The sequence below is a fragment of the Leisingera sp. ABD4_442 genome, from assembly GCF_056160905.1.
In genome coordinates, this window is sequence record NZ_JBSWYB010000048.1 from 1 (window position 1) to 25,357 (window position 25,357).

At 62.9% G+C, this 25,357-nt stretch carries 24 protein-coding genes and 1 pseudogene; 10 read left to right on the forward strand and 15 right to left on the reverse strand.

All coding sequences use genetic code 11. The annotated features are described in order from the left end of the window. From ACXAHG_RS21560 to ACXAHG_RS21580, 5 genes and pseudogenes are all read right to left on the reverse strand, one after another. Positions 1-220 (reverse strand): annotated as a pseudogene (locus tag ACXAHG_RS21560) (glutamine synthetase); the annotation flags it as partial. A 115-nt stretch (positions 221-335) separates the two neighbouring features. Further along, a complete protein-coding gene (locus tag ACXAHG_RS21565; protein WP_475060650.1) occupies positions 336-1,370 on the reverse strand; it encodes a TRAP transporter substrate-binding protein in 1,035 nt (344 codons plus the stop codon). A 51-nt stretch (positions 1,371-1,421) separates the two neighbouring features. Beyond that, positions 1,422-2,924, reverse strand: a complete 1,503-nt coding sequence (locus ACXAHG_RS21570) for a TRAP transporter large permease (RefSeq protein WP_475060653.1) — start codon at positions 2,922-2,924, stop codon at positions 1,422-1,424. Next, the gene (locus ACXAHG_RS21575; RefSeq protein WP_475041663.1) at positions 2,924-3,520 is read right to left on the reverse strand and encodes a TRAP transporter small permease subunit; all 597 of its coding nucleotides are present in this window, start codon (positions 3,518-3,520) and stop codon (positions 2,924-2,926) included. The genes ACXAHG_RS21570 and ACXAHG_RS21575 overlap by 1 nt, the downstream gene beginning before the upstream one ends. After that, on the reverse strand, positions 3,513-4,298 hold the full coding sequence (locus ACXAHG_RS21580; protein WP_475041665.1) for an N-formylglutamate amidohydrolase: 786 nt from the start codon (positions 4,296-4,298) through the stop codon (positions 3,513-3,515). Before ACXAHG_RS21580 ends, ACXAHG_RS21575 begins: the two co-directional genes overlap by 8 nt. Positions 4,299-4,449: 151 nt before the next feature. Here ACXAHG_RS21580 and ACXAHG_RS21585 point away from each other — a divergent pair, with 151 nt between their 5' ends. The 3 genes from ACXAHG_RS21585 to ACXAHG_RS21595 all read left to right on the forward strand — a co-directional run bounded on the left by ACXAHG_RS21585 (position 4,450) and on the right by ACXAHG_RS21595 (position 6,146). Beyond that, complete coding sequence (locus ACXAHG_RS21585) at positions 4,450-5,322, forward strand: MurR/RpiR family transcriptional regulator (protein ID WP_475041667.1); 873 nt, start codon at positions 4,450-4,452, stop codon at positions 5,320-5,322. A gap of 76 nt (positions 5,323-5,398) precedes the next feature. Next, positions 5,399-5,749 carry a hypothetical protein gene (locus ACXAHG_RS21590; RefSeq protein WP_475060656.1) on the forward strand — a complete coding sequence of 117 codons (351 nt, stop codon included), beginning with the start codon at positions 5,399-5,401 and terminating at the stop codon, positions 5,747-5,749. A gap of 46 nt (positions 5,750-5,795) precedes the next feature. Beyond that, positions 5,796-6,146: a RidA family protein gene (locus ACXAHG_RS21595; protein ID WP_475060658.1), complete on the forward strand. Its 351-nt coding sequence runs from the start codon at positions 5,796-5,798 to the stop codon at positions 6,144-6,146. Between the two features lie 27 nt (positions 6,147-6,173). Here the strand turns inward: ACXAHG_RS21595 and ACXAHG_RS21600 are convergent, their stop codons facing one another. Beyond that, the gene (locus ACXAHG_RS21600) at positions 6,174-7,082 is read right to left on the reverse strand and encodes a LysR substrate-binding domain-containing protein (RefSeq protein WP_475060660.1); all 909 of its coding nucleotides are present in this window, start codon (positions 7,080-7,082) and stop codon (positions 6,174-6,176) included. Positions 7,083-7,249: 167 nt separating this feature from the next. Between ACXAHG_RS21600 and ACXAHG_RS21605 the strand changes: the two genes are divergently transcribed. From ACXAHG_RS21605 to ACXAHG_RS21615, 3 genes are all read left to right on the forward strand, one after another. Further along, on the forward strand, positions 7,250-8,293 hold the full coding sequence (locus ACXAHG_RS21605) for an Ldh family oxidoreductase (protein WP_475041673.1): 1,044 nt from the start codon (positions 7,250-7,252) through the stop codon (positions 8,291-8,293). 69 nt (positions 8,294-8,362) lie between these two features. Next, a complete protein-coding gene (locus ACXAHG_RS21610) occupies positions 8,363-9,694 on the forward strand; it encodes an MmgE/PrpD family protein (protein ID WP_475041675.1) in 1,332 nt (443 codons plus the stop codon). Next, the gene (locus ACXAHG_RS21615; protein WP_475041676.1) at positions 9,691-11,235 is read left to right on the forward strand and encodes a trimethylamine methyltransferase family protein; all 1,545 of its coding nucleotides are present in this window, start codon (positions 9,691-9,693) and stop codon (positions 11,233-11,235) included. Before ACXAHG_RS21610 ends, ACXAHG_RS21615 begins: the two co-directional genes overlap by 4 nt. A gap of 64 nt (positions 11,236-11,299) precedes the next feature. Here ACXAHG_RS21615 and ACXAHG_RS21620 read toward each other — a convergent pair whose 3' ends face one another. From ACXAHG_RS21620 to ACXAHG_RS21660, 9 genes are all read right to left on the reverse strand, one after another. Beyond that, complete coding sequence (locus ACXAHG_RS21620; RefSeq protein ID WP_475060663.1) at positions 11,300-12,574, reverse strand: aspartate aminotransferase family protein; 1,275 nt, start codon at positions 12,572-12,574, stop codon at positions 11,300-11,302. Positions 12,575-12,640: 66 nt separating this feature from the next. After that, positions 12,641-13,744 carry a mandelate racemase/muconate lactonizing enzyme family protein gene (locus tag ACXAHG_RS21625; RefSeq protein WP_475060687.1) on the reverse strand — a complete coding sequence of 368 codons (1,104 nt, stop codon included), beginning with the start codon at positions 13,742-13,744 and terminating at the stop codon, positions 12,641-12,643. Beyond that, positions 13,741-14,331, reverse strand: a complete 591-nt coding sequence (locus ACXAHG_RS21630) for a dimethylsulfonioproprionate lyase family protein (RefSeq protein WP_475060665.1) — start codon at positions 14,329-14,331, stop codon at positions 13,741-13,743. The genes ACXAHG_RS21625 and ACXAHG_RS21630 overlap by 4 nt, the downstream gene beginning before the upstream one ends. 4 nt (positions 14,332-14,335) lie before the next feature. Further along, complete coding sequence (locus ACXAHG_RS21635; RefSeq protein ID WP_475060668.1) at positions 14,336-15,445, reverse strand: mandelate racemase/muconate lactonizing enzyme family protein; 1,110 nt, start codon at positions 15,443-15,445, stop codon at positions 14,336-14,338. Beyond that, positions 15,442-15,726, reverse strand: coding sequence for a cupin domain-containing protein (locus tag ACXAHG_RS21640; protein WP_475041684.1), 285 nt, complete (start codon positions 15,724-15,726; stop codon positions 15,442-15,444). Before ACXAHG_RS21640 ends, ACXAHG_RS21635 begins: the two co-directional genes overlap by 4 nt. 71 nt (positions 15,727-15,797) lie before the next feature. Next, entirely contained in the window at positions 15,798-16,910 is a 1,113-nt protein-coding gene (locus ACXAHG_RS21645; protein WP_475060670.1) for a mandelate racemase/muconate lactonizing enzyme family protein, read from the reverse strand. Between the two features lie 15 nt (positions 16,911-16,925). After that, positions 16,926-17,534 carry a dimethylsulfonioproprionate lyase family protein gene (locus ACXAHG_RS21650; RefSeq protein ID WP_475060672.1) on the reverse strand — a complete coding sequence of 203 codons (609 nt, stop codon included), beginning with the start codon at positions 17,532-17,534 and terminating at the stop codon, positions 16,926-16,928. Further along, positions 17,531-18,628, reverse strand: a complete 1,098-nt coding sequence (locus tag ACXAHG_RS21655; protein ID WP_475060675.1) for an alcohol dehydrogenase family protein — start codon at positions 18,626-18,628, stop codon at positions 17,531-17,533. Before ACXAHG_RS21655 ends, ACXAHG_RS21650 begins: the two co-directional genes overlap by 4 nt. A gap of 105 nt (positions 18,629-18,733) precedes the next feature. Continuing rightward, complete coding sequence (locus tag ACXAHG_RS21660) at positions 18,734-21,193, reverse strand: FAD-dependent oxidoreductase (protein WP_475060678.1); 2,460 nt, start codon at positions 21,191-21,193, stop codon at positions 18,734-18,736. Between the two features lie 71 nt (positions 21,194-21,264). Between ACXAHG_RS21660 and ACXAHG_RS21665 the strand changes: the two genes are divergently transcribed. Genes ACXAHG_RS21665 through ACXAHG_RS21680 form a run of 4 tightly spaced genes read left to right on the forward strand, consistent with a single transcriptional unit; the run spans position 21,265 to position 25,108 of the window. Continuing rightward, positions 21,265-22,152, forward strand: a complete 888-nt coding sequence (locus ACXAHG_RS21665; RefSeq protein WP_475060681.1) for a MurR/RpiR family transcriptional regulator — start codon at positions 21,265-21,267, stop codon at positions 22,150-22,152. Next, entirely contained in the window at positions 22,149-23,249 is a 1,101-nt protein-coding gene (locus tag ACXAHG_RS21670) for an aromatic ring-hydroxylating oxygenase subunit alpha (RefSeq protein WP_475060683.1), read from the forward strand. Before ACXAHG_RS21665 ends, ACXAHG_RS21670 begins: the two co-directional genes overlap by 4 nt. 6 nt (positions 23,250-23,255) lie before the next feature. Next, positions 23,256-24,710 (forward strand): aldehyde dehydrogenase family protein, encoded by a 1,455-nt coding sequence (locus tag ACXAHG_RS21675; protein WP_475060685.1) that lies wholly within the window; start codon positions 23,256-23,258, stop codon positions 24,708-24,710. 14 nt (positions 24,711-24,724) lie between these two features. After that, the gene (locus ACXAHG_RS21680; RefSeq protein WP_475041694.1) at positions 24,725-25,108 is read left to right on the forward strand and encodes a carboxymuconolactone decarboxylase family protein; all 384 of its coding nucleotides are present in this window, start codon (positions 24,725-24,727) and stop codon (positions 25,106-25,108) included. Positions 25,109-25,357 lie beyond the last annotated feature (249 nt).

A 25,357-nucleotide genomic window follows, 5' to 3' on the forward strand; every position in this document is an offset into this window, starting at 1 on the left:
GCTCCCAAGAGGTCGAGACATAGCCGTCCGGCGTCGCCATCTCCAGATCCGTCGCCAAGAGGTAATTGCAGCAATGCGTCTCCTCCCAGGCCCCGGCAACAAAATGCTTGGCGTGGAAGCGCTTGCCCATCAGGCGGCCCTGCATGTCAACAAGGCAAACCAGAACCGTATCAACGGTGCCATCCGAAACCTGGCCTTTAAGTGTGTCGAAGGAGAGCATGAGCGGCCCTTTGTCTGTTGCGCGCAAAACTTTTGCACAAAAATTTTGGCAAATTCCTAGGGTAAGGAATTTGGCCCGCTGCGGCGCAGGCCAAATTCCGTTTTCAACCGGTGCGTCAGCCGTAGCGGTAGGGGCGGCCGGCTTTCTGCATGTCAGCGTTATACTTCTTGAAGATCTCCACAACCTTCGCCTTGGTTTCGGACTCGGCTGCGATCTCGTCCCAGAACTTCACCGCCGCGTCTTCGACCTGCTGCCATTCGTTGTCCGGAATGGTGGTCAGCTTCATCTTGTCGCCGTTCACACGCAAGGACGCTTCGCCGCCCCAGTACCACCACTGGCGGTAGTAATGCGACTGGTCGCAGCAGACGCGGAACAGGGTCTGCAGGTCTTCCGGCAGCTCGTTCCAGCGGCCCTGGTTGGCAAAGAAGGATCCCGCCCAAGCGCCGGAGATGTTGTTGGTCAGGAAGTAGTCGGTGACATCCGCCCAGCCGACGGTGTAGTCTTCGGTGATGCCGGACCAGGCGATCCCGTCCAGCTCGCCGGTCTGCACTGCGACCTCGATGTCTTCCCAGGGCAGGGTGACCGGCACCACGCCGAACTGCGCCAGGAAGCGGCCCGCGGTGGGGAAGGTGAAGACGCGCTTGCCCTTCAGGTCCGCCAGCGAGTTGATCGGGTCCTTGGTGGCAAAATGGCAAGGGTCCCAGGCGCCGGCCGAGATGTGCTTGACGCCGACCTTGGAGTATTCTGCGTCCCAGATCTCATTCAGGCCGTACTGGTTGAACAGCACCGGCACGTCCAGCGAGTAGCGGGAGGCAAAGGGGAAGTAGCCGCCGAATACGGTGACCTCGGTCGGGGAGGCCATCGAGTCGTCATCGGATTGCACCGCATCGATGGTGCCGCGCTGCATGGCGCGGAACAGCTCGCCGGTGGGGACCAGCTGGTCTGCATAGAAGAGTTCGATCTGCATCCGGTCGCCGGCGATCTTGTTGAACATGTCGATGGCGGGTTTCACCACGTGTTCAGCCAGGGCCGCGCCGGCATAGGTCTGCATCCGCCATTTGATGGTGGATTGTGCCAGCGCCGGGGTGGCCAGAGGTGCCGCCATGGCGCCAACGCCGGCGGTCTGCAGAAACTTACGTCTTGTCGTCATAATTTCACTCCTTGTTGAAACATCCGGCCCCTTGGCAGGACTCTTGCTTGGTTATTTTCCGTAGACATATTCCGGCAGCCACAGGGCGATCTGCGGGAAGATCATGATCAGGGCGAGCGCCAGCACCATCACCGCGGCAAAGGGAATGATCGAGATATAGATGTCTTTCAGCCCAATCTCCGGTGGCGCCATCGCGCGCATCAGGAACAGGTTGTAGCCGAAGGGCGGCGTCATATAGGCGATCTGGGTGGTGATGGTGTAAAGCACGCCATACCAGATCAGGTCAAAGCCAAGCGCCCCCACCAGCGGCACGTAAAGCGGTGCCACGATCACCAGCATTGCGGTGTCGTCCAGAAAGGTGCCCATCACGATGAAGCTCAGCTGCATCAGGATCAGGATCATCCAAGGGCTGAGGCCCAGGCGGGTGGTGAACAGGTCCTCGATGGCTTTGACCGCGCCGAGACCGTCAAAGATGGCGCCAAAGGCGAGGGCGGCCAGGATGATCCACATGAACATGCAGGAGATGCCCAGGGTCGAGCGCACCGAGGTCTCAAACACTTCCTTGTTCATCCGCCCCTTCAGCACCGCGGCGATGAAGGCAGTCATGGCGCCGATGGCCGAGCTTTCCACCAGCGAAGTCCAGCCGTTCACGAAGGGCACCATCATCGCGGCAAAGATCGCCAAAGGCAGCACGCCGGAAAACAGCAGGCGGTACTTCTCCTTCATGAAGATATCCCTGTAGAACAGGGGGTTGCTGCGGGTCACGAAGGACAGCACACCTGCGGCGAGGGCCAGGCCAAGCGCGGGCTTGGTTTCCAGCAGGCCGGTCAGGATCAACAGCGGCACCAGCACCAGTGCGCCCAGCACGATGTAGTTCAGGCGCAGCGGGTGGTCGGTGACGCGCTCGTATTCGGCCAGGTCCTCCGGCTCCATCGCCGGGCCAAGATGCGGCTGCATGCGGGCGCGCAGATAGATGTAGATGATGAACATGGTGGCCATCAGCAGCCCCGGCACCACGCCGGCCAGCCAAAGCTGCCCCACCGGCTGGCGCGCGATCATCGCATAAAGCACCAGCACCACCGAAGGCGGTACCAGGATGCCCAGTGATGAGCCTGCCTGAATGGTGCCGGTCACCAGAATTTTGTCATAGCCGCGGCGCAGGAGTTCCGGCAGCGCAATGGTGGCGCCAATGGCCATACCTGCGACCGACAGACCGTTCATGGCTGAGATCAGAACCATCAGGCCGATAGTTCCGATGGCAAGCCCGCCCTTTACCGGCCCCATCCACACGTGGAACATCCGGTAAAGATCATCGGCAATCTTGGACTCCGACAGCACATAGCCCATGAAGATGAACATCGGCAGGGTCAGCAGCGGATACCATTTCATCAGCTTCATGGCGGCAGAGAAAGGGATCTCCACCCCGCCGGTGCCCCACAAAAGCATGCCCGCAACAGCGCCGACAAAGCCGATGGCGCCGAACACCCGCTGGCCGGTCATCAGCATGAGCATCATGCCGGCAAACATCACGATGGCGATCCATTCGTAGGACATCAGATTTCAACTCCGCGCAGGCGTCCGATATCCCGGAACAATTCGGCAAGGCATTGCAGCAGCATCAGGAAGACGCCGAAGCAGAGGATGGTTTTGACGGGCCACAGGAACGGCCGCCAGGCGGTGGAGCTGCGCTCCAGATAGCCGAGTTTCTCACCCGCGGCAGCGGGGCCTTCCGTCACCAGCGTCTTCAGCAGGTCCCAGAAGAACTGCACCGGCTCCAGCCCGAAATAGCCCAGGGAATAAGCCGTAGAACTCAGCGCCCCGTACATCAGGATCACCAGGTAGGTGATCAGGAACAGCACGGTGAAGGCATCCACCAGCGCCTTGGTCTTTGTCGACCAGGCACCATAGAACAGGTCCATCCGCACGTTCGACCCCATCTGGATCGAATAGGGGCCGCCCAGCACATAATAGGCGACCATTACAAACTGTGCGGTCTCAAGCGTCCAAAGCGACGGGTTGAAGAAGGTCTTGGAGACTGACGACCACAGCAGGACCCCGATGAGGGCAAAAATCAGATACATGGCAAAGCGGCCGATGAAGCGGTTCATCGCGTCGATGCCGCGGACATAGGCCCGGATTATATTAGGCATCTGGCCCTCCCTCCGCCGTCAGCGCAGCCAGGGCCGGGCGCAGCAATATCAGCATTTCTTCTGCCATGGCCTCTTCTTCTTCCGGTGAGGTCACCAGATCGTTGCGGATTTCGATCATTACATTGGCCAGCCCATGTGCCAGCCCATGGATCTTTAGCGAATGGGTCACCCCGTCGGCCGGGCCATAAGGTTCGTTCCGCTCGACCCGGCGGTGGGGCAGGGCGCCGGCTCTTGCCAGCATCGCGTCGGCCAGGCGGGTGTCGTTGTCATGCAGAATGCCGATTTCAACATCCCGCTCTTTGCCGAAATATACCGGGGTAAAGCTGTGCATTGTGACCAGAATGGACTGCAGCCCGGCAGTTCTGCGGGCTTTGATCACCTCAGAAACAGTCTTGCAGAACGGCGCATAAACTGTCGCTACACGTTCTTGCCGGTCCGCGGTGCTCAGCCCGAAGTTGCCCGGCACCGCAACCAGCTCGGATTTCTCCGGCATGGCACTGGCAGCTTCTGGCGGGCGGTTGCAGTCGTAAACCAGCCGCGACACTGTGCTGGCCACCAGCGTGGCATCCAGGGCCTTGGACAAGTGCAGGGCAACGGCCCGCGCGCCCGGGTCCCAGGCGGCATGACTCAGCCGGTCCGCCTCGGCCAGGCCCAGTCCGTTGTAGCGTGCTGGGATGTTGCTGGATGCGTGCTCGCACAGCAGCAGGACCGGGCTGGTGCCGTTGCGGTTCACCACCTCCACTGCGTCCCCCGGAGTGTGAGAATCACCCTCGTGCATATGTCGCCTCCCTGCGAGTTGGAAAAATGTTTCCATGAAGAGATATTTGTGTCAATATATTTTCATGACCGGTTCTGGACAGGAATTCTGGAACTTTCTTTTCAGGCCGGTTCCGAGGTAGAAAGTGCTTGTTGAAAACAGGAATGCGCCGTTGTCGAAACCGCCCGCTACCGTTCGCGAATTAATCCGCGAGAATTACTCTACGCTCACCCAATCCGAGCGGAAGTTCGCAAATTTGCTGCTGGAAAACTATCCAGCGGCGGGTCTGGCCTCGATCACCATCGTCGCCGGAAATGCCGAGGTGTCCACGCCGACGGTGGCGCGGATGGTGCAGAAGCTGGGATTCAAGGGCTATCCGCAATTTCATCAGGCGTTGCTGAAAGAGCTAGAGGCTAAGGTCTCCGGTCCGACCAAGAGGCGCGACAACTGGGCGTCTGAGGCACCGGAAGGCCACCTGCTGAACAGATTTGCACAGGCTGTTACTGACAACCTGCAGCAGACGTTTTCCAACATCGACTCGGCCCAATTCGACGCTGCCGTGCATCAGCTCGCCAATACTGAAGGGCGGCTTTATGTAGTGGGGGGACGCATCACCCGGGCGCTGGCGGACTATGCCTTTACGCATTTCCAGGCGATCCGGCAGCGGGTCACGCATATGACCTCCTCCTCCGCCACCTGGCCGCATTACGTGCTGGACATGGTCGAAGGCGACACCCTGCTGATGTTCGACGTGCGCCGCTATGAAACCAACCTGCAGCGGCTGGCAGAGCTGGCCTCTGAACGCGGGGTGAAGATCGTCCTAATCACCGACCAATGGGCTAGCCCGATCGCCTCGGTCGCCGAACACACCTTCAACTGCTGGGTTGAAATTCCCTCGGCCTGGGATTCCAACATTTCCACCATGATGCTGCTGGAGGCGATGATCGCCGCCACCCAGGAGGAAAGCTGGGACAAGACCAAGGACCGCTATGACCGCCTGGATGAGCTGTTCGACATGACGCGGCTGTTTCGCAAGTTCTCTTGATCCGCCGCATGGACATTGCCTTCCGGTTGCGCCTTACTGGCAGGCAAGCCGGTTTCATTCAGGCAGGAGTATTCACATGCGATTTTCTGGTTTTCTGACCGCCGCCGCATTGGCTGCGCTGGTTTCGGTGCCCGCTGCGGCAAACCCGCTCAGCCGTATTCTGGCCAAGTCCGGGCTGACCCCGCAGGACACCAACATCATGCGCCAGGCAGAACAATCTCTGCTGGCAGAGGCGCAAGGCGGGACGGGCAAGCGGGCTAAGTGGACCAACCCGGTCAGCGGCGCTCATGGCGAGGTGCGTGTTGCCGGCCAAGAAGGCGAATGCCTGCTGTTGCAGCATGAGGCTTTCCTGAAAGACAGCCAGAACCCCAAGCAGGTCCGGCGCAAGTTCTGCCTGTCCGGTGATCAATGGCTGCTGTCCCAGTAGTCCGGAATGCAGGCGTAGAAATTCCAATCATTCCAAGGAAGAAGAAATGACCGAAATCACCCGCAGCCACACAGGCCAGCGCATGAGCCAGATCGTCACCCACGGCGATACCATTTATCTGGCGGGCCAGGTCGGCACCGCCGGCGCCAGCGTCGCGCAGCAGACCCAGGATTGCCTGGACAAGATTGACGCCCTGCTGGCAGAAGCCGGCAGCGACAATACACGTATCCTGCAGACCGTGATCTGGCTGGCCGACATGAAGGATTTTGCTGAAATGAATGCAGTTTGGGATGCCTGGGTGCCCGAAGGCCATGCGCCGGCGCGGGCCTGTGGCGAGGCCAAGCTGGCACGTGAAGACCTGCTGGTTGAATTCATCGTGACCGCTGCCAAGGCCTGATCCTGCCCGCAGCAGCAACGCGGCGGGCTATAAGCCCGCCTTCCTTTCGGCGGGAGTGTCCTCCGCGATCCAATTCAGGAACTCCGCGGCGCCATCCTGGCCCGCGGCCCGCGGGGTGACAGAGCAGAAATATCCCCGCCCGGAATTGTGCCGGTGCGGGCTGGCCAGGGCCAGCGTTCCCGTTTTGATCATCTGACCGGTCAAATGCTGCCAGCCGATCCCGATCCCGTTGCCATTTTGGATCGCGTGCAGATAAACCATGTAGCTGTTGAACCGTTCAAACGGCTGCGGCTTCGGCGCCGCAACCCCGCTGCCGCTGAAGAAACGCTGCCAATCGTCCGCATGGGCCGCGCTGGACATATGCAGCAGGGTTTCTTGCGCCAGCGCCTCTGGTGCCAGCAACTCCCGCCCGCCCAGATAGCCCGGGGCGCAGACTGCCAGCATTTCCTCTCCTACGATGCGTTTGGCGGCCATGCCGGACGGGCCCTCGCTGCCAAAGGTGATCACAATGTCGCATTGGTCCGGGTCGAAATCCGGATTCTGGTCACGGGTCGCCACCTGCAGCCGGATGCCGGGGTGCAGGCTTTGGAACTCACCTAATCGCGGCAGCAGGTAGTAGCTGGTGAAACCGATGGCCGCATTGACCACCAGCGCGTCTGCCTGCCGCATCGTGCGCACCTCCTGCAGGCCTGCTTGCACGGCGTCGAAGCCGCCAGTAACGGCCTTCAGCAGCACCTCGCCTTCCGGTGTCAGCGTCAGCCTCGGTTTGCTCCGCAAAAACAGGGCCACCCCCAGATCTGCCTCCAGCGCAGCCACCTGGCGGCTGACGGCGGGCTGCTGCACGTTCAGTTCCCGCGCGGCGCGCGAGAAGCCGAGATGGCGCGCTGCGGCCTCAAACGCGGCGATCTGATGGAAAGGGATAGTGTCACGTGGCACGGATCATTCCTTTAGTGAATGAGGATCATTCACCTTTTCCTTCTTTTTCTGCTCCGGCAACCCCCTAGAGTGAATGTTGCAATCGGCAGGGTGGAGCATGGTTTGGCAATGAAAGGTGTCTCCAGAGACAGGCAATGGGCAAAGGCCGTTCTGCGGGGCCGCCTCTGATGCTGGCGCCTAGCTCCAAGCTGATTTTGCAGGGCGGGCGCATTTCCGTGGCCGCGGCGGAGGCGGAACGGGTGATTGCCGGGATCTTGGCCCGGCTGGGCTACAGCCCGGATGTTTCAGCGCAAGTGGCGCAGCATCTGACGGACACCAGCCTCTGCGGCATTGAAAGCCATGGCATCATGCGGGTGCTGGAATACGCCCGCCAGACGCGCGGCGGCCACCTGGATCCGAAAGGCAAAGCGCGGGTATTCCGTGACGTCAATGGTGTGACCCGGATTGACGGCGGCGGCAGCATCGGAATTCCGGCCATGCAGCTGGCCTATGAAACCGGCATGGCAGAGGCGCGCGACAGGGGTATTTCAGCCCTGTCTATCCGGCACGCTGGGCACACGGGCCGCCACGGTGCCTTTGCAGATATGGCAGCGGAGCAGGGGTTTCTGACTATCTGCATGGGTGGTGGCAATCGCCAGTCCTGGCGCCAGGTCGCACCCTTTGGCGGCGCCAAGGCCAAGCTGCCAACCAATCCATGGTGCGCAGGCATCCCAGGCGGCGCAAAAGGCCCCGTCGTGCTCGACTTTGCCACTTCCAAGATTGCTGGCGGGTGGATCTATGCCGCCCGGTCCGCCGGTGCCTTGCTTCCAGGGGGATGCGTGATCGACCGGACCGGCAAACCAACGCGCGATCCGGAAGACTACTTCGCGGGCGGAGCCATTCTGCCCGCCGGTGCGCAAAAGGGATATGCACTGGCGCTGGTGGCGGAGCTCATCGGAGAGGCCATGCTCGGCCCTTCCACCACTGAGTGCAACTGGCTGCTGATCACCTTGGATGCCACCCGTTTCCGCGAGGCGCCGGCCATGCAAGCCGCGGCGGAGGAGGTGCTGGCCGACCTGCGCAGCTGCCCGCCCGCACCGGGCTTCGATCGGGTTGAAATCCCGGGCGAGCGTGAACGCATCCACCGGGACGCCTCTGCCGGTCGGATTGCGGTGCCCGAAGACACTTGGCGCCAGATCCTGGCGCTGGCCGCCAGTCTGGACGAGGATTGAGCTGATGAATTCAGCTACCTATTCCGTCAGCCGCAGCCGGGTACCTGTTCGCAACTGGATGATCCGTATATGACCAGCCTGCCAGTTATTGCACGCTTCGCAGCCGATGCCGTCCCGCCACCGGAACTGATGCCCGCCGTCACCCGTGCGGTTGCTGATTGCTTCGGATGCATCCTCGCAGGAACCAAGAGCGATGTTGCCCGGGCTGCTCGCGTAAGCCTGCTCCCGGTTGGTGCAGGTCCTGCACCGCTCTACGGCACCCGTCAAACGGCCACGCCTGCCTATGCGGCGCTGCTAAATGCGGTCTCCGGCCATGCCCATGACCTCGACGACTGGGAGGAGCCGGGCAATACCCATCCCACTATCGTGATCTTTCCGGCGCTGCTGGCGGTTGCAGAGACTGTCCCGCTTAGTGGTGCGCAGATGTTTGCCGCCTATTGTGTGGGCTTTGAGATGATCTGCCGCCTCGGAGAGGCTGTGACACTCAGCCACTACTCCCGCGGGTTCCACTCGACTGCCACGCTTGGCACCATTGGAGCCGCAGCCGCCTGCGCCCGCGCTCTGGGGCTGAATACTGAACAGACGACCCACGCCCTGGCCATAGCGGTGTCGCAGGCCACCGGCTACACGCTGCAATTCGGCTCCAGCGTGAAACCGCTGCAGGCAGGCTTTGCCGCCCGTGCCGCCTATGAGGCCGCCCTGCTGGCCAGTGCAGGCGCCACTGGCAAGCCGCAGGTGCTGGACAGCGCGCGCGGCTTCAACGGGCTGATGGGGGCAGGCACGCCGGACAGTTTTGCAACCGCTGCCACCAAGCTTGGCCAGCCCTGGGCGCTGGAAGAATATGGGCTGCTGATCAAACCCTGGCCCTCCTGCAGCTACATTCACCGGCTGATGACCATCGCGCTGGAGCTGCGCCAGCAAGCGCCGCATGAGGACATCGCAGAAGTCCGCGCCACCATGCCGGACTTTCACAAGGCGATCCTGCCCTTCGACCGCCCTGCCACCAGGACCGAAGCCCTGTTTTCGGTGCCTGCCTGCATCGCGCAGGTGCTGGTGAGCGGAGACCTCACCATGGCCGACAGCGCTGCCAGCTTCTGGCGGCACCCGGAAGTGGCCCGGCTCATTGAGGCCACCACAGTCACCACCGTTAAACCGTTGAACCCGGAACTGAACTATGATCCGGCCCAGCCCGACCGCCTGGAACTGGTGCTAGACGACGGGCGCGTTCTCTCGGGCACCTGCAACTACCCGCTGGGCTCGCGCTTCACACCGATGAGCGATGCGCAATTCGCCGCCAAGTACCACTCGATCACCAACCGCCCGGCAGCTGAGTTCCAACACCTGCTCAGCTGGACCGGAGCCCCCGATATTGCTGACCACTTCAGAAAGGCCTCGACATGACCCGCCAACGCCGCAGCGGCGGCCGCGCCGCCCGCAGAACCGAACGCGCCGATGGCGCCGGCTCCGGGCCTTCAACCTCGATCTGGCCGGGCATCGAAGGCGGCCGCTTTGCCCCCTTCACCACGCGCGAGATTGAAATGGTCGGTGAAACTGCCTTCCGCATCCTTGAGGAGATCGGTGTCAAAGGCGCCACACCGAAATGCATCGAAACGGTTTGCAGCGCAGGCGGATCCCTGACCGAGGATGGCCGTCTGCTGATGCCCGCCGATCTGGTAGAGCACACCCTGAAAATCGCAGGCCGCGGCTTCAAACTGCACGGGCAGAAACCCGAGCTCGACCTCGATCCCTCCGGCACCCGCATCCACCTGGGCACCTCCGGTGCCGCAGTGCATATCGTAGACAGCCTGACGGGAGAAATCCGCGACAGCACCCTGCAGGACCTCTACGACATGGCCCGCCTGGCTGAGGCGCTGCCCAACATCCACATGTTCCAGCGCACCGTGGTGGCACGCGATCTCACCGACCCGTTCGAGATGGACCTCAATACCGCCTATGCCTGCCTTGCGGGCACCGCCAAACCTGTCGGCGGCTCCTTTACCTCGGAGGAGAACATGGAGGCCGCGGTGCAGATGATGCAGATGATCGCAGGCGGCCCCGAGGCTTTGCGTGCGCGTCCACCGTTCTGCGTCTCCACCTGTTTCATCGTGCCGCCGCTCACTTTTGCCGAGGAAGCGCTGGGCGTGATCGAATGCGCTGCCCGCCACGGTATCCCGCTGAAACTGGTCTCAGCCGGGCAGGCGGGCGCCACCAGTCCGGCGCCCCTGGCGGGTGCCGTCGCCCAGCAGACCGCTGAAGTCCTTGCAGGCCTCGTCTATGTGAACCTTCTGAACCCCGGCCACCCCGCCACCTTCGGCGCGCTGCCCTTTGTCAGCGACCTGCGCACGGGGGCGATGTCCGGCGGCAGCGCCGAACAGGGCCTGCTGATGGCCGCCTGTGCCCAGATGGCGCAGCACTATGATATCCCCTGCGCAGTTTCGGCCGGCATGACCGATGCCAAGATGCCCGACTTCCAGGCGGGTTACGAGAAAGGCATAACCGAGCTGCTCTCAGCCCTTTCCGGTGCCAATCTGATCTATGAGGCTGCAGGCATGTATGGCTCGCTCTTGGGCTGCTCGCTGGAGAGCTTTGTGCTCGATAACGACATGATCGGCTCGATCATGCGCGCGACCCGCGGGTTCGAGGTCAGCGAGGAAACCCTGTCGCTGGAGGTGATCCGGGACGTCTGTGTCGGCGGGGCAGGGCATTTCCTGGGCCATGCCCAAACACTGAACCGGATGGAGAGCGATTACTACTACCCGGCCCACGCCGACCGCCGCACCCCGCAGGAATGGGCGGCAGCTTCGGACAAGGATCTGCTGGAGAAGGCCCGTATCCGCACAAAGGAACTGCTGGCCGCGCCGCTGCCAAGCCACATCCCGGCAGAGATCGACGCCGAGATCCGCAAGCGCTTTCCGATTCACGTGCAACAGCGGCCGCACTAGAAACAGAAAGCCCCGGAAGCTGAGAGCAACTACCGGGGCTTTGCTGAGCATTCATTACTCAGGTTTAGTCCAGCGCCATCGCTGCCTTGCGGATGGCTGCTTCGGTCTGCTCCAGGTCTTCTTCCGTCAGCGCCAGGCTGGGGTAGGTCTTGCCCGGCGACTTGAATATGCCTTCCTCGCGCAGCACTGCGTTGTAGCGCTTGCTGCGCTCTGCATTGCCGGCCTGCGTATCGCGGTAGTCGCGCACCTTGGCATCGGTAAAGACCACTTCGAACAACGCAGGCTCGCCGACGATCTGGAACGGCACGCCGGCCTCCTCCAGCGCAGCACTTGTCATCTGCATCAGCCGCTTGCCGGTGGTGTTCAACTGGTCATAGGCCCCCTCGCGCCGCAGCACTTCCATGGTCTTGAGACCGGCAACAGCCGCCACCGGGTTGCCCGACAGGGTGCCCAGCTGCATCAGCCAGCCCTCAGCGCCGACCTGCGCCTTGTCAAAATGCTGCATGATGTCGGTGCGCCCCACGATCGCCGCCAAGGGGAAGCCGCCGCCGATCACTTTGCCCAGCGTCGCCAGGTCCGGGGTGACGCCATACAGCTCCTGCCCGCCGCCATAGGTGGAGCGGAACCCGGTCACCACCTCGTCAAAGATCAAGAGGCTGCCGTGTTTCTGCGTCTCCTCGCGCAGCAGATCCAGAAAACCGGGCAGCGGCGGCACGATGCGCTGCAGCGGTTCGGCGATGATCGCGGCGATCTCTGACCCGTGCTCCGCCATAAGCTGCTTGATGTATTCAAAGTCATTGAATGGCGCCACCAGCACTTCGGCGGCCACCGACGGCGGGATGCCGGCGCTATCCGGCACCGCCTGCGGGAAGTTCACCCGCACCGAGGGTGCCAGGCTCATCTGCGCCTCAGCCGACATGCCGTGATAGCCGCCTTCGAACTTCACGATCTTGGTGCGGCCGGTGAAGGCCCGCGCCAGCCGGATCGCATACATATCCGCCTCGCCGCCGGTCGACACATAGCGCAGCTGCTCGCCGCAGGGCACTGCGCGGCAGATTTCCTCCGCCAACTCGATCCCGCGGGCGTTGCTGGCAAAGAAGGTCATGCCCTTGGGCAGCTGCTCCAGCACCGCCTCCATCACCTCCGGGTGGCCATGGCCCAGCATCATCGGGCCGGAGCCGATCAGATAGTCGATGTACTCCTTGCCGTCTTCGTCCCACACGCGCGAGCCCTTGCCCTCACGGATTACAATACCGGGGTCGAAGTTGCCAAAACCGCCGGCGGGCAGCACCGCGCGGGCGCGTTCGGTCCATTCGGCCTGGGAGAGGATCTTTTCCATGTCTTCGCTTCCTGTTGAGGGCGGTATCGCCCATTGTTAGGTGAATTTTGACCAAAAAGTCAAAATTTATTCGATCACAGCTGCGGGAGCGCCGAGTTCCTCACGGTCAGGGCGCACACCCAGGCCGGGGCCTTCCGGCGGCGCGATGCGGCCATTGCGGCGCACCGGCCCCGCCGGGTCCAGCCGGGGACTGACGTAGGAGGACAGATCGCAGACGTTCATCACTGCCAAAGGCTCGGTCGAGGCCCCCAGATGCAGCAGCGCCGCGGTGGTGATGTCAGAGCCCCAGGTGTCCTCGATGCACATCTTGGCGCCCAGATGCAGGCTCAGGTCGCGCGCCCGGCGCGAGGCCGACAATCCGCCGAATTTCGACAGTTTGATCGCCACCGCATCCATCACCCCTGCGGCGTGGCCTGCCAGCAGCGAGGCAGTGTCGTGCGCGTTCTCATCCATCTTCATCGGCAGCCCGCAGGCCGTGCGCACCCGGGCGCAATCCTCGATGGTGGCGCAGGGCTGTTCCAGCATGATGTCGAGATCAGCGACAGCGCGGCCCACGCGCGAAGCATCCAGCGAGGTGGCGCCGCAGTTCCAGTCGCCATAGACCAGCGGCCCGTCGCCTACCGCTTCGCGCACCATTCGCAGCCGGGCCACGTCGGCCTGCCAATCGCGGTCCGCGCCCAGTTTCACCTGAAACTGGGCAATGCCGGTTGCCTGCGCCTCCTTGGCAATGCGGGCCATCTCTTCCGGTGCAACACAAGTGATCGAGTGATAAAGCGGCATATCCGCCTGCCGCCGCCCGCCCAAAAGCGCGTGCAGGGGGAGCCCGGCAGCCTGCGCCGTCAAGTCCCACAGGGCAATGTCGATGGCGGACTTTGCATAAGGGTGACCCTGCAGCCAGGCGTCCAGCCAGGCCATCACAGCCTCCGGTCCCACGGGATCAGCCCCCAGCAGCACCGGCGCCATTTCTTCGACTGCGGGCACAACGCCGCGGGCATAGGCGGGCAGGTAATGAGGGATCGGGCAAACCTCGCCCCAGCCGGTCAGGCCGGTATCGGTGTCCAGCGCCAGCACCACGCTTTCGACCGTGTCGCAGGTCTTGCCCTCGGCCATGTAATAAGCGGTGTGGCTGGTCAGCGGCACCTGCCACAGGGAGATCCGGGTGATTTTCATGTGCATGTTCCCAAGTCGGATTTCTTCAATAGGTCTTCCCCGCGCCAGAACGCCGCCGCCAGCAGCGGCCCCGGCACCATGTCGATGGCGTGCTTTTGGTGCGGGGCGTGGTGAATGGTATCGCATGGCCCTGCATCCCGCGCCGGGCGGCCTTCGGAATGGAACCGCGCCTTGCCAGCGAGGATCAGATAGGTCTCCTCCGGCGCATGCGAGTGCTCGTTGTAGTGCTGGCCTGCGCCCCAATAGCCGATGGACAGCCGCATTTCGCTGCTTTGGTAAAGGCCCTCGGGCGAGATCAGGTTGATCCAGCCGTAATTGTCCAGCCACTCGCGGGAAAACCCGTCGGCCACGGTATAAGTCTGCTGCCAGCGCAAAGCCGGGATCGCGTCAACAAGCGCCGCCACGGCGTCCTGCGCGGGGCTGCGTTGTGTCCCGCGCGTAAGCAAAGCGCTGATCTTGCCGCAGACCGGCAGGCGGTGCGGCGCAACATCCAGCAACGGCAGGCCTTGCATCCGCGCGGCAAACCAGTCCAGACCTTCGGTCCGGGCCGCCAGCCGTGTCAGCTCATGCAGCAGCCGCGCAGGCATCGCCTCAGCCTCCGTAGACCGCAACCGGTTCCCCGAGCGCGCCGTCCTCAGGCGTCACGCCAAGGCCGGGCAGGGAGGGTGGCGCCGCCACGCCCGCCTGGTTGCGCGCGCCTTGGCCTGGCACCGGATCCACGTCCAGGTGATAATGGCACAGCCAGCTCGCCAGGCGGTTCGCCTCCGGCGTCGAGGCAGCCAGATGGATCGCCGCGGTATCCGCCAGCGCCGAGCCGCCCAAATCCTCGATATGCATTTGCCAGCCCACTGAGACGCCAAAGTCGCGGATCTGCCGTGCGCGGGTCAGCCCGCCGACACGGTTGGGCTTCACTTTCACCCCCTCGCAGGCGCCGTGCTTCCAGGCCTCCAGATGGTCACCGAAGCTGTGCATGCATTCGTCCAGCATGATCGGATTGGAGACGCGGGAGGCCACATGGGCGCATTGATCCAGCGTCTCGCAGGGCTGCTCCACCCAGTCGCGGGCCTTGACCGAGTTCAGCACTTCCACCGCCACGCCGGGCTGCCAGGCGCGGTTCACGTCAAAGGTCACTTTGTGCCCCTTGGGGAGCCCTTCGGAAATTGCCTCGATCCGGTCGATGTCAAGGCCGATGTCGGTGCCGCCCACCTTGGCCGAATGCACGGTATAGCCCTTCTGCGCGGCGCGGCTGATCAGCGCCAGCATCTCCTCCGGGCTGCCGGTGGAAATGGATGAGTTCACCAGCACCGGCGCCGCCTCAGCCCCGCCCAAGAGCTGCCATAGCGGCAGGCCGGAAGCCTTGCCCAGAATATCCCAGCAGGCCATGTCGATCGGCGATTTCACGTAAGAGTGCCCTGGCAGCTGCACGTCCATCACGCGGTTCACATGATCCAGACTGCGCGGATCCAGCCCGATCAGAGCCGGTGCCAGCGTTTCGATCCCGGCCCGGAGCCCCGGCCCATGCGCGGGCAGATAGGTATGCCCCCAGGGACAGCCTTCACCCCAGCCCGAGACGCCCTCATCCGTGTCAATGCGGACAAACGTGCTGTCGAGTTTCTCGAACTTCAGCCGCCCGCCCGACAGGTAATATGGCTCTGTCAGCGGCATATCGAGCTGATAGACGGTGATCCGGGTGATCCTCATTTCAGTTCCACTTCCACAAAACTCATCGGGGTGCCGCCTGCGTTGATGACATTATGCTCGACGCCTTCATCGCGGCGGTAGGCCATCCCCGCGGGGACAATGACAGATTTCACCTCACCGCCCGGCATCTCCAGCCGCATGTGGCAGTCGGTGACGGCGGTAATCACATAGTCCATCGCGTGTTTGTGCCAGCCGGTTTCGGCGCCGGGGGCAAAGTCGAAACGAGTCACCCGGACACGGTTGTCGTCGATCATCAGGGTGGCTTGGGCTGCGGTACTCATGGGCTTTGGTCCTTGTTGAGAGCGCGGAAGCCTCCGGCGGGGATATTTTGGGCAAGAGGAAGAGGCGGGGGTTACTTTGCAGCTTCAAACGTGGCGACCGGGGCGCCGAAGCTTTCAAAATCCGGGGTGACGCCCAGGCCCGGTGCGTCGGGCGCAAAAAGCTTGCCGTTTTCCGCGCGCGGGCCGCCGATGCCGGTGGAGCGGGTGTTGTAGTTCATCAGGTCGGTGGTGTTGTGCAGGTATTCCTCCGGCGTGGTGGCGGCGAAATGGGCCAGCGTGGCGCTGCAGATCTCGCCGCCCCAAGTGTCTTCGGCCACAACCGGCAGGCGGTTTTCAACCAGGTAGTCCCGCACCCGGCGTGCCTTGGAGATGCCGCCCAGGTTGGAGATCTTGAGGCAGACCAGATCGGCACCGTGATCGGCAACGATGCGCTGGGCTGCCTGTATGCCGGTGACGCATTCATCCAGCTTCATCGGCAGGTCGGTGCGCATCCGCACCTGCTGGCATTCCTCGTAAGTCCGGCAGGGCTGTTCCAGGATGTAGTCCAGATCCTTGGTCGCCCGCGCCACCCGCAACGCGTTGTCGACCCGCCAGCCCTGGTTGGCATCAGCCATCGCTTTTTCACCGGGATTGAGCAGCGGCACGGTAGAGCGGATGCGGTCGATATCCGCCGCCCAATCGCCGCCCACCTTGACCTGGAACTGGCGGTAGCCCTGCGCCCGGTAGCGGTCCATCTCGGCGATGGTCTCCGCAGTGCCCTTTTGCGGTGCCACCCGGTACATCGGCGCGCCATCGGTCAGCTTGCCGCCCCACAGCCGCCACAGCGGCGCATCCAGCGACTGGCCCAGAATGTCCCAGCAGGCGGCATCAAACGGGGCCTTGGCATAGCCGTGCCCTTGCACCAGGTGGTCCATGATCCGCTCGATCCGGGCGACGTCGCGCGGGTCCTCGCCTATGAGCGCAGGCGCCACCAGGCGTGCCAGGGCCGGCACGCCCTGGGAATGGGCCACCATGTAGTTCTCGCCGCAGGGGGTGAACTCGCCGCAGCCTTGCAGGCCCGCGTCAGTGTCGATCACAACGATCGAAGCGGTGGCGGTCTCAATGGCGTTGCCTGCGCCCCAGACATAGGCGCCGCCCACATACGGCAGGCTGGTTTGAAAAACGCGGATACGGGTGATTTTCATGCGTGCGTTCCTGTCTCAGCCCGGGGACATTGCCGGATCATCCGCCAGCCCCTCACCGCGCCAGAAGACGTAGCAGAGAATCGGATGCTCGTTGGTGATCATCGCGTGGGGCTGGCTTGCCCCGTGCACTTTGGTGTCGCCCGGCACCAAGCGGCGGACTTCCTCGCCCTTTGCCATGAAATCGGCGCTGCCGGAGAGAATGGTGTAAAGCTCTTCCGGTGCGTGCTGGTGCCAGGGGTAGTTGAGGCCGGGTCCCCAGTAGCCGATGGTCATCCGGCTTTGCAGCGAGTGGAAATGGCCGGTTGGCCCCACCAGCTCGAACCAGCCGAAACGCTGCAGGAAGTCATGCCCGACTTCCTCCTCGGTATAGGTGAGGCGCCATTCCGCATGCGGCGCCAGCGCCATGATCGCCTGCTGCAGCGCGCGGACCTCAGCCTCGGCCGGGATGCCTTCGGCGGCAAAGCCCGGGTCGGATTGCATCAAAGCGGCGCCGGGGACCCGGTTGCCTTCGCGCCCGGCCCAGGTGATGTCATCCGGCCAGGGCTGGAATTCCGCCACCGATGGCAGGGCGGCATGAAAGTTCTTTGCGGCTGTCAGGGCCTGATCGAACAGGTCTTTGCTCATGGGGTCACCACAATGTTTCCGGCATGCTTCTTTGCAATGAAAGCTTCCTGCGCCTCTCCCAGCTTTTCTAGCGGGAAAACGGCAGCTAGGAGCGGTTTCAGCGCACCGCTTTCAATCATGCCGACGACCCGGTGCATGGTGCCGGGCGGGCAGATGGTGGCGCCGGTCAGCTGCAGGTCCTTGTAGACCAGCTGGCGCAGGTCGATCTCAGTGAACTGGCCGGCAATGCAGCCCGAGGTGGAATAGCGCCCGCCCTGGCGCAGCGCATTGATCAGCGGCATGAAAGTGGTGGCGCCAACCACATCCAGCGCGATGTCAACCGGCCCACCGGCCGCCTCGCGAATTTCGGCCTCCAGATCTTGCGTGTTGCGGTCGATGACTGCGGCAGCACCCAGTTCGTAGAGCAGATCCGCCTTGCTGGTTGAGGCCACTGCAATCACCCGGCAGCCGCGCAAGGTGCACAGCTGGATGGCTGCCGATCCCACGCCGCCGGAGGCGCCGGTGATCACCACCGTCTCGCCCGGACGCGGCGCGGTGCGCTGCACCAGGTTTTCAGCCGTTGTATAGGCGCAAGGAAAGGTGGCCAGCTCAGCGTCGGTCAGGTCCGAGGCGACTTTGATCGCATTGGCGCTGCGCACCCTGGTGTATTCGGCAAAACCGCCATCGCACTCAGATCCGAAATAGGTGGAGTTCTCCGGGTTCAGCCAATCGCCATGGCCCAGAAGCCAGGGGTCGATCAGCACCCGCTCTCCGATCCTGGCCGGGTCGGCGCCTTCGCCTACGGCAACGATGGTGCCCGCCACATCCGCGCCCTGGATGCGGGGAAAGGTGATCTCGCCTGCGCCCCAGGAACTGTCCAAATCGTCGGTGGTCTCAAAGCCGCATTCAGCGCCATCCCCCAGCACATCGGAATTGGCCTTGGAATACCAGGCGGTGCGGGTATTGATATCGGTATTGTTGAGCCCGCAGGCGCCGACCTTCACCAGCACCTCATCCTTGTCCGGCTGCGGCGTGGCGGTGTCGCGGTAGTCGAGCTTGTCGAGTCCGCCGTGGCCGCTCAGAAGCACGGCTTTCATGGTTGCAGGCAGGGTCATGTCGCGCGGGTGTCCTGTTGGGTATGGGAGAGGGGGGCGCTGCCCCCCGCCTTCAGCTCCCCCCGGAGTATTTTTTGCAAAGAAGAAGGGGGGAGCCGGGTTTTCTTATTCTGCCGGGGCGAGAGCTGCGTCGGTGCGCGGCAGCAGGCTTTCGGGGTCATAGGCGGGGGCGCCAAGGATCCGGCCCATGCGGGGACTGCCTGCCACGATCACTTCGATTTCCGTGCCCGGCACATTGGCGTGCGGTTTCACATAGGCGAAGGCCAGGATCTTGCCGACTGTATGGCCATAGGCAACCGAGGCAGTGGAGCCCACGACCTTGCCGTCCAGCAGGACCGCCTCGCCGCCGTGGCCGTCCTCGATGCCGTCCGGCTCGATCTCCAGATAGGCGCAGACCCAGGGCTTGTCCGCATCGTTCAGCGTCTTGTCCTTGCCCAGATAGTCTTTATCGGTGCGGGCAAAGCGCAGCACGTCCGCCTCGGCCAGTGTGACCTCGTTGGTAAGTTCGCCTGCGCCTTTGAAGCCCTTCTCCATCCGCATCGCGTTCATGGCGAAGGAGCCGTAATCGGCAATGCCATGCGCCTCGCCAGCGGCCCAGAGCGCGTCATAGACCGCCAGGGTGCTGTCGCGCGGGATGTGCAGTTCCCAGCCAAGCTCTCCTGCATAAGACATGCGGAAAGCCCAAATGGTGTGGCCTGCAACCTCGATCGCTTGCGCCGTCAGCCATTTGAAGCCTGCGTTGCTCAGATCCGCATCGGTGCAGGCACCCAGGACCTCGCGGGCTTTCGGGCCATTGAGAGCAAGGGCGGCCCAATCGGTGGACAGCGTCGTGATCTCCACTTCTTCGCCCGCGAGGTTCTGGTTCAGGTGGTCCAGGAGCCGCTGTTCGAAGAACGCAGCGCAGACCAGGTAGTAGCTGTCCTCACCCAGTTTCACCACGGTGGTTTCCAGCTCAATCCTGCCGCGGCGGTTCAGCATATGGGTGAGGGCAATGCCGCCCACCTTTTGCGGCAGGCGGTTGGCGGTCAGTCGGTCCAGCAGCGCAGCGGCGCCAGGACCCGAGACCCCGACCTTGGTGAAGGCGGAGATGTCCATGATGCCCACGCCTTGTCGCACGGCCTCCACTTCCAGGCCGACCATGTCGTGCACTTCATTGCGGCGGAAGGAATAGTGGTCCTGCTGCGCGACGCCGTTCTTTGCAAACCAGCGCGGGCGTTCGTGGCCATAGACCTCTTCATAGACAGCGCCCTTTTCCTTCAGCCGTTCATAGAGCGGCGAGGGTTTGATGGGGCGCCCGGCCAGCCGGTTGAAATGCGGGAAGGGGATCTCGTGGCGCAGTTTGTAGTCTTCATGCGCCTTGGTGACCTGCCAGTCTTTGGTGGCATAAGAGCCGAAGCGGCGCGGGTCGTATTCGCGCATGGAGATGTCAGCGGAGCCATGCACCATCCAGCGGGCCAATTCGCGGGTGAGGCCCGGGCCCCAGCCGATACCGATCTGGGTGCCGCAGCAGCACCAGTAGTTCTTGACGCCCGGTGCCGGGCCGATCAGCGGGTTGCCATCCGGCGGATGCGAGATCGCGCCATGCACTTCGCGCTGGATGCCCAGCTCGGCAAAGATCGGCATCCGGTTCAGGCTTTCCTCCAGCCACGGCATCACCCGGTCATAGTCAGCATCAAACAGCCAGTTCTCGTATTCCCAGGGGCAGTGATCATGCCAGACCGAGTTGCTGCCTTCCTTCTCGTAGATCCCGATCAGACCGCGCTTCTGCTCCATGCGGATGTAGCCCGAGACCTTCTTGTCGTCGCGGATGACAGGGAGTTCCTTGTCCAGCGCCTCGAACTCCGGCACCGGTTCGGTCACGAAATAATGGTGGGTCATCGAGGTCATCGGCAGCTGCAGGCCGGACCATTCGCCCATCTGGCGGGCATAGGTGCCGCCGGCATTCACCACATGCTCGCAGCGGATGGTGCCTTTTTCCGACTCAACGATCCACTCGCCGTTATCGGCCTGGGTGATGTTGGTGGCACGGCAGTGGCGGATGATGCGGGCACCCTTCTGGCGGGCGCCTGCGGCCATGGCCATAGTCACATTGGTCGGGTCCACGTGGCCGTCGTCAGGAGTGTAGAGCGCCCCCAGGACCCCTTCGAGGTTATAGAAGGGGTGCAGCTCGGCAACTTTCTCGGGGCCGACCAGTTCGATGTTGAAGCCCAGCGAACGGCCAACCGACAGGGTGTGGCGCAGCCAGTCCATCTCATCCTCGGTATAGGCCAGGCGGAACGATCCGCAGCCGTGCCAGGTGACGGCCTGGCCGGTCTCTTCCTCCAGCTTCCCGGAATAGAGGCCGATGTTGTAATCGACGCATTTGCCGAGGCCAAAGGAACTGGTGGAGTGGGTGATCTGGCCCGCCGCGTGCCAGGTCGACCCAGAAGTCAGCTCGGATTTTTCCAGGAGAACCACCTCCGGGCCCCAGCCCTCATGCGCCAGGTGATAGGCCAGGCCCACCCCCATCACGCCGCCGCCCACGATGACCACTTTGGCCTGTGTCGGGAATTCTTTCTCAGCCATTTCGCCGTTCCTGATTGCAGAGTCGCTTTTCTGCTCGACAGCCTAATTGAGCTTTTGTACCATCGTCAATCATGAATGGCACAAATGTATCATCGACTGTTTTGGAGCGTCTCACGGAAGAGTGGGATGCGCTGACTCCTGAGGCACAGAAGGCGGCCCGCTATGTGCTGGAAAACCCTGCAGATGTTGGGGTTTCCACAGTGCGCGAGATCGCCGAGGCGGCGAATGTGAAGCCCAACACTTTTGTCCGCATGGCGCGGCAGGTGGGCTTTGACGGCTACGAGGATTTCCGCGCTCCGTTCCGCGAAGCGATTCGCAAGGGCGGGGTGTCCTTCCCCGACCGGGCGCGCTGGCTGCAGGATATTTCCAGGTCCGGCGAGCTGGGCGGTCTCTATGCCGATATGGTTGGCGCTGCGATGCGCAATATCGAGGAAACCTTTGCAGGCATCGACGCCGGCAGCCTTGAAGCGGCGGCCCATGCGATCTGGGCCTCCCGGCAGGTTTTTACTCTGGGTGTGGGCGTCAACAACGCCAATGCCCGCAACTTCACCTATCTTGCCTCCACCGGCATGAAACAATTCCACGCCATCCCGCGGCCCGGTTCCACGGCGATTGACGATCTCGCCTGGGCAGACGGTCAGGATGTGCTTATCGCCATGACCTGCAAGCCCTACCGGGCCGAGGTGATCGAGGCGATTAAAATAGCGCGCGAACAAGGGGTCACCATCGTCGGCATTTCCGACAGCCCCGCCAGCCCCGTGATCCTGAATGCGGACCACGGCTTCACCGTCGCGGTGGATACGCCGCAATTCTTCCCGTCATCCGTCTCGATGATCGCCTTACTGGAAACTTTGCTCTCCTTCGTGATTGCCGTCTCCAGCGAGGAAATCGTCGAACGGGTGGAGAAATTCCACAAACGCAGGCACCAGCTGGGCCTTTATGCGGAGGAACCTGAATGAACGCCCCTCTGACCCATTCCCTTGACGCCAGGTACTACACGGACCCAGTTGTCTTTGAGGCCGAGCGGAAAGGTCTTTTGGCCCGCAGCTGGCAATTTGCCGGCCACGCCAGCCAGCTTGAAAACACTGGCGATTACTTTGCTTTTGAACTGGCCGGCGAAAGCCTGTTCAGCATCAAGGGGCGCGACGGCGAAATCCGTACCTTCTATAATGTCTGCCAGCACCGCGCCCACCAACTCGTTTCGGGCGAGGGCACCACGCGGGTTGTGGTCTGCCCCTACCACGCCTGGACCTACGAGCTGACGGGTGAGCTGCGCGCCGGGCCGAACCTCAAATCGGTTCAGGGATTCGACAAGTCCAAGGTCTGCTTGACCGAGGTGCGCACCGAGGTGTTCCTGGGCTTTGTCTTCGTGAACCTCGATCCCGAGGCCGAGCCGATGGATGACTGGTTCCCCAATGTCCGCAGTGAGCTGGAAAGCTTTGTCCCCAACTGGGGGGACCTGAAGCCGCTGGAATGGGTCGAGATCCCGGAGAACTGCAACTGGAAGGTTTCGGTGGAAAACTACTCCGAATGCTACCATTGCAGCCTGAACCACCCGACCTTCTCCACCGGGGTGATCAAGCCGGAAACCTATGACATCCAGCCCCAAGGCTTCTGCCTGCGCCATACGACTGAGTGCAACTCGCTGGAGCAGATGACCTATGACATCAACTCCGGCTTTGACAACAACGAGAAATACTCCAGCTGGTTCCTCTGGCCGATGTTCTCGTTCCAGGTCTACCCGGGCAATCTGCTGAACACCTACCATTGGCGGGCAGTGGATGCTGACCATGTGGTGGTCTGGCGCGGCTGGTACTCGATCGGCGGCGAGGACAATGAAACCGTGCGCCGGATGGCGGTGCAGGACCGGTCCACAACGGTCGAGGAAGACATCCACCTGGTGGAATCCGTGCAGCGCGGCCTCAAGAGCCGCGGCTATGTTCCTGGCCCCCTGGTGGTAGATCCCTCTTGCGGAGTGAACTCGGAACATTCAATCCTGCATCTTCAGAAGTGGATGCGCGAAGCGGCAGACCACGATCTCGCAGCAGGGAACTAACGGACTATGACACAGCTTGATGCCGAATGGCTGAACTACATTGACGGCGCCTGGGTGCCTGGCGGGGCCGGGTGGATCGATGTCACCAACCCAGCCAATGGCGAGCTGCTGGCCCGCCATGCGCTGGCTGACGCCGCGGACGTGGACCGCGCCGTGCAGGCCGCGAGCCGTCTGCATCTGTCCGGCGAACTCTCGGCGCTGCGCCCGATTGCGCGTGGCCGCATGGTGCAGGCCATGGGCCGCTACCTGCTCGATAACATAGACGAGATCGCCCGCGTTCTGACCTTGGAGCAGGGCAAGCCGCTTTGGGAATCCCGGATCGAGGTGGAGGGCGCCGCTCTCTACTTCGAATACTACGGCAACCAGGCCAGCACCGTCGAAGGCCGTTCGATCCCGCTGGGCGGCAGCTACTTCGACTGGACCGAGAATGAGCCGATGGGCGTCTCTGCCCAGATCATCCCCTGGAACTACCCGGTGGAGATGACCGCGCGTTCACTGTCGGCAGCACTTGCCACCGGCAATGCATGCGTGATCAAAACGCCCGAGCTCACCCCGCTGACCAACGCCTGGCTTGCCCGCGCGGCTGAGGCGGCGGGTTTCCCGGCCGGTGCGGTCAACATCCTCTGCGGCTACGGGCATGAAGCCGGCGCGGCGCTGTCGGGCCATCCGCAGGTGAACCAGATCGTCTTCACCGGCTCCGTCCCCACCGGCATCCGCATCGCCACCGCAGCGGCGCAGAACGTGGTGCCCTGCGTGCTGGAACTCGGCGGCAAATCCGCGGCCATCGTGCATGAGGACGCCGATCTCGAAGCCTTTGAGAACGACATCCGCTGGGGCATCTACTTCAACGCAGGCCAGGTCTGCAGCGCCATGAGCCGCGTCATCGTGCACGAAAGCCGCCATGACGAGCTGGTCGAGCGCGCAGTGAGCGTCGCCCAAAGCCTCAGCGTAGGGGCAGGCATCGACCGCCCTGAATTCGGCGCCAATATGGGAGCTATGGTCTCCATGCCTCAGCGCGACCGCGCCCTGGGCATCGTTCAGCAGGCCCAGTCGGACGGCGCCACCATCGCTACAGGCGGTGCCCCCGTTGGCAATGCGGGCGCCTTCCTGGCGCCGACCGTTGTTTCAGGCATCACCCCGTCGGACAGCATCGCCAGCGAGGAAATCTTCGGCCCCGTTTTGTCGGTGCTCAAGTTCCAGTCCGATGCCGAGGCGATCGAGATTGCCAACAGCACCGAATACGGGCTGGTCGGCGGCGTCTTCACCCGCGACCTCGATCGCGCCACCCAATCGGCCCGCCAGGTCCGCGCAGGCCAGGTCTTCGTGAACGAATGGTACGCAGGCGGCGTCGAAACCCCCTTTGGCGGCTATGGCAAATCGGGCTACGGCCGCGAAAAAGGCCGCGAAGCGCTGTGGAACTACGTCCAGACCAAGAACATCGCCATGAAACTGAAAAGCTGACCAGAGAGGCTGAGATGAGCACATTTGACGAGGACCTGTTCCTGAAGGGCATGGAGCAGCGCAAAGCGACTTTGGGCGCGGAATATGTCGAAAACAACCTGGCTGCCGCGGATGATTTCACCCGGCCCTTCCAGGAGGCGATGACCGCCTGGTGCTGGGGCTTTGGCTGGGGTGACGATGTGATCGACGCCAAGACCCGCTCGATGATGAACCTTTCGATGATCGGCGCGCTGGGCAAGATGCATGAATGGGAGCTGCACTGCCGCGGCGCCATCAACAACGGCGTCACCAAGGAGGAGATCCGCGCGATCATCCACGTGATCGGCATCTATTGCGGCGTGCCCCAGGCTTTGGAATGCTTCCGGGCCGCCCGCAGGGTTCTGGAAGAGCAGGGCTGACAGGCCTTGCCTTAAGTATTGAAGGGCGGCTTTTGGGCCGCCTTTTTTTGTTTGTGGCAGTGTCGGTGGCCGTTTGGGTCTGCCCCGGGGTATTTTTGGCAAGAGGAAGGGGGGGCTGCGATTCCTTATGCTTGGATTCTCTGATTCAGCTGTCCGGTTCTGTGGATAAGGGGTGCGAGTCTGTGGGTAAGCCGGGGTGCGGGCGGTTTTGCGGGGTCTGGGGTGGTTCCGGGGTGTTTTCGGATGCGG

Bases quoted from the DNA above. Each gene is read 5' to 3' on its own strand.
- ACXAHG_RS21565 (WP_475060650.1), bottom strand. From the start codon at position 1,370: ATGACGACAAGACGTAAGTTTCTGCAGACCGCCGGCGTTGGCGCCATG.
- ACXAHG_RS21570 (WP_475060653.1), bottom strand. From the start codon at position 2,924: ATGTCCTACGAATGGATCGCCATCGTGATGTTTGCCGGCATGATGCTC.
- ACXAHG_RS21575 (WP_475041663.1), bottom strand. From the start codon at position 3,520: ATGCCTAATATAATCCGGGCCTATGTCCGCGGCATCGACGCGATGAAC.
- ACXAHG_RS21580 (WP_475041665.1), bottom strand. From the start codon at position 4,298: ATGCACGAGGGTGATTCTCACACTCCGGGGGACGCAGTGGAGGTGGTG.
- ACXAHG_RS21590 (WP_475060656.1), top strand. From the start codon at position 5,399: ATGCGATTTTCTGGTTTTCTGACCGCCGCCGCATTGGCTGCGCTGGTT.
- ACXAHG_RS21595 (WP_475060658.1), top strand. From the start codon at position 5,796: ATGACCGAAATCACCCGCAGCCACACAGGCCAGCGCATGAGCCAGATC.
- ACXAHG_RS21605 (WP_475041673.1), top strand. From the start codon at position 7,250: ATGCTGGCGCCTAGCTCCAAGCTGATTTTGCAGGGCGGGCGCATTTCC.
- ACXAHG_RS21610 (WP_475041675.1), top strand. From the start codon at position 8,363: ATGACCAGCCTGCCAGTTATTGCACGCTTCGCAGCCGATGCCGTCCCG.
- ACXAHG_RS21615 (WP_475041676.1), top strand. From the start codon at position 9,691: ATGACCCGCCAACGCCGCAGCGGCGGCCGCGCCGCCCGCAGAACCGAA.
- ACXAHG_RS21620 (WP_475060663.1), bottom strand. From the start codon at position 12,574: ATGGAAAAGATCCTCTCCCAGGCCGAATGGACCGAACGCGCCCGCGCG.
- ACXAHG_RS21625 (WP_475060687.1), bottom strand. From the start codon at position 13,744: ATGAAAATCACCCGGATCTCCCTGTGGCAGGTGCCGCTGACCAGCCAC.
- ACXAHG_RS21630 (WP_475060665.1), bottom strand. From the start codon at position 14,331: ATGCCTGCGCGGCTGCTGCATGAGCTGACACGGCTGGCGGCCCGGACC.
- ACXAHG_RS21635 (WP_475060668.1), bottom strand. From the start codon at position 15,445: ATGAGGATCACCCGGATCACCGTCTATCAGCTCGATATGCCGCTGACA.
- ACXAHG_RS21640 (WP_475041684.1), bottom strand. From the start codon at position 15,726: ATGAGTACCGCAGCCCAAGCCACCCTGATGATCGACGACAACCGTGTC.
- ACXAHG_RS21645 (WP_475060670.1), bottom strand. From the start codon at position 16,910: ATGAAAATCACCCGTATCCGCGTTTTTCAAACCAGCCTGCCGTATGTG.
- ACXAHG_RS21650 (WP_475060672.1), bottom strand. From the start codon at position 17,534: ATGAGCAAAGACCTGTTCGATCAGGCCCTGACAGCCGCAAAGAACTTT.
- ACXAHG_RS21655 (WP_475060675.1), bottom strand. From the start codon at position 18,628: ATGACCCTGCCTGCAACCATGAAAGCCGTGCTTCTGAGCGGCCACGGC.
- ACXAHG_RS21660 (WP_475060678.1), bottom strand. From the start codon at position 21,193: ATGGCTGAGAAAGAATTCCCGACACAGGCCAAAGTGGTCATCGTGGGC.
- ACXAHG_RS21665 (WP_475060681.1), top strand. From the start codon at position 21,265: ATGAATGGCACAAATGTATCATCGACTGTTTTGGAGCGTCTCACGGAA.
- ACXAHG_RS21670 (WP_475060683.1), top strand. From the start codon at position 22,149: ATGAACGCCCCTCTGACCCATTCCCTTGACGCCAGGTACTACACGGAC.
- ACXAHG_RS21675 (WP_475060685.1), top strand. From the start codon at position 23,256: ATGACACAGCTTGATGCCGAATGGCTGAACTACATTGACGGCGCCTGG.
- ACXAHG_RS21680 (WP_475041694.1), top strand. From the start codon at position 24,725: ATGAGCACATTTGACGAGGACCTGTTCCTGAAGGGCATGGAGCAGCGC.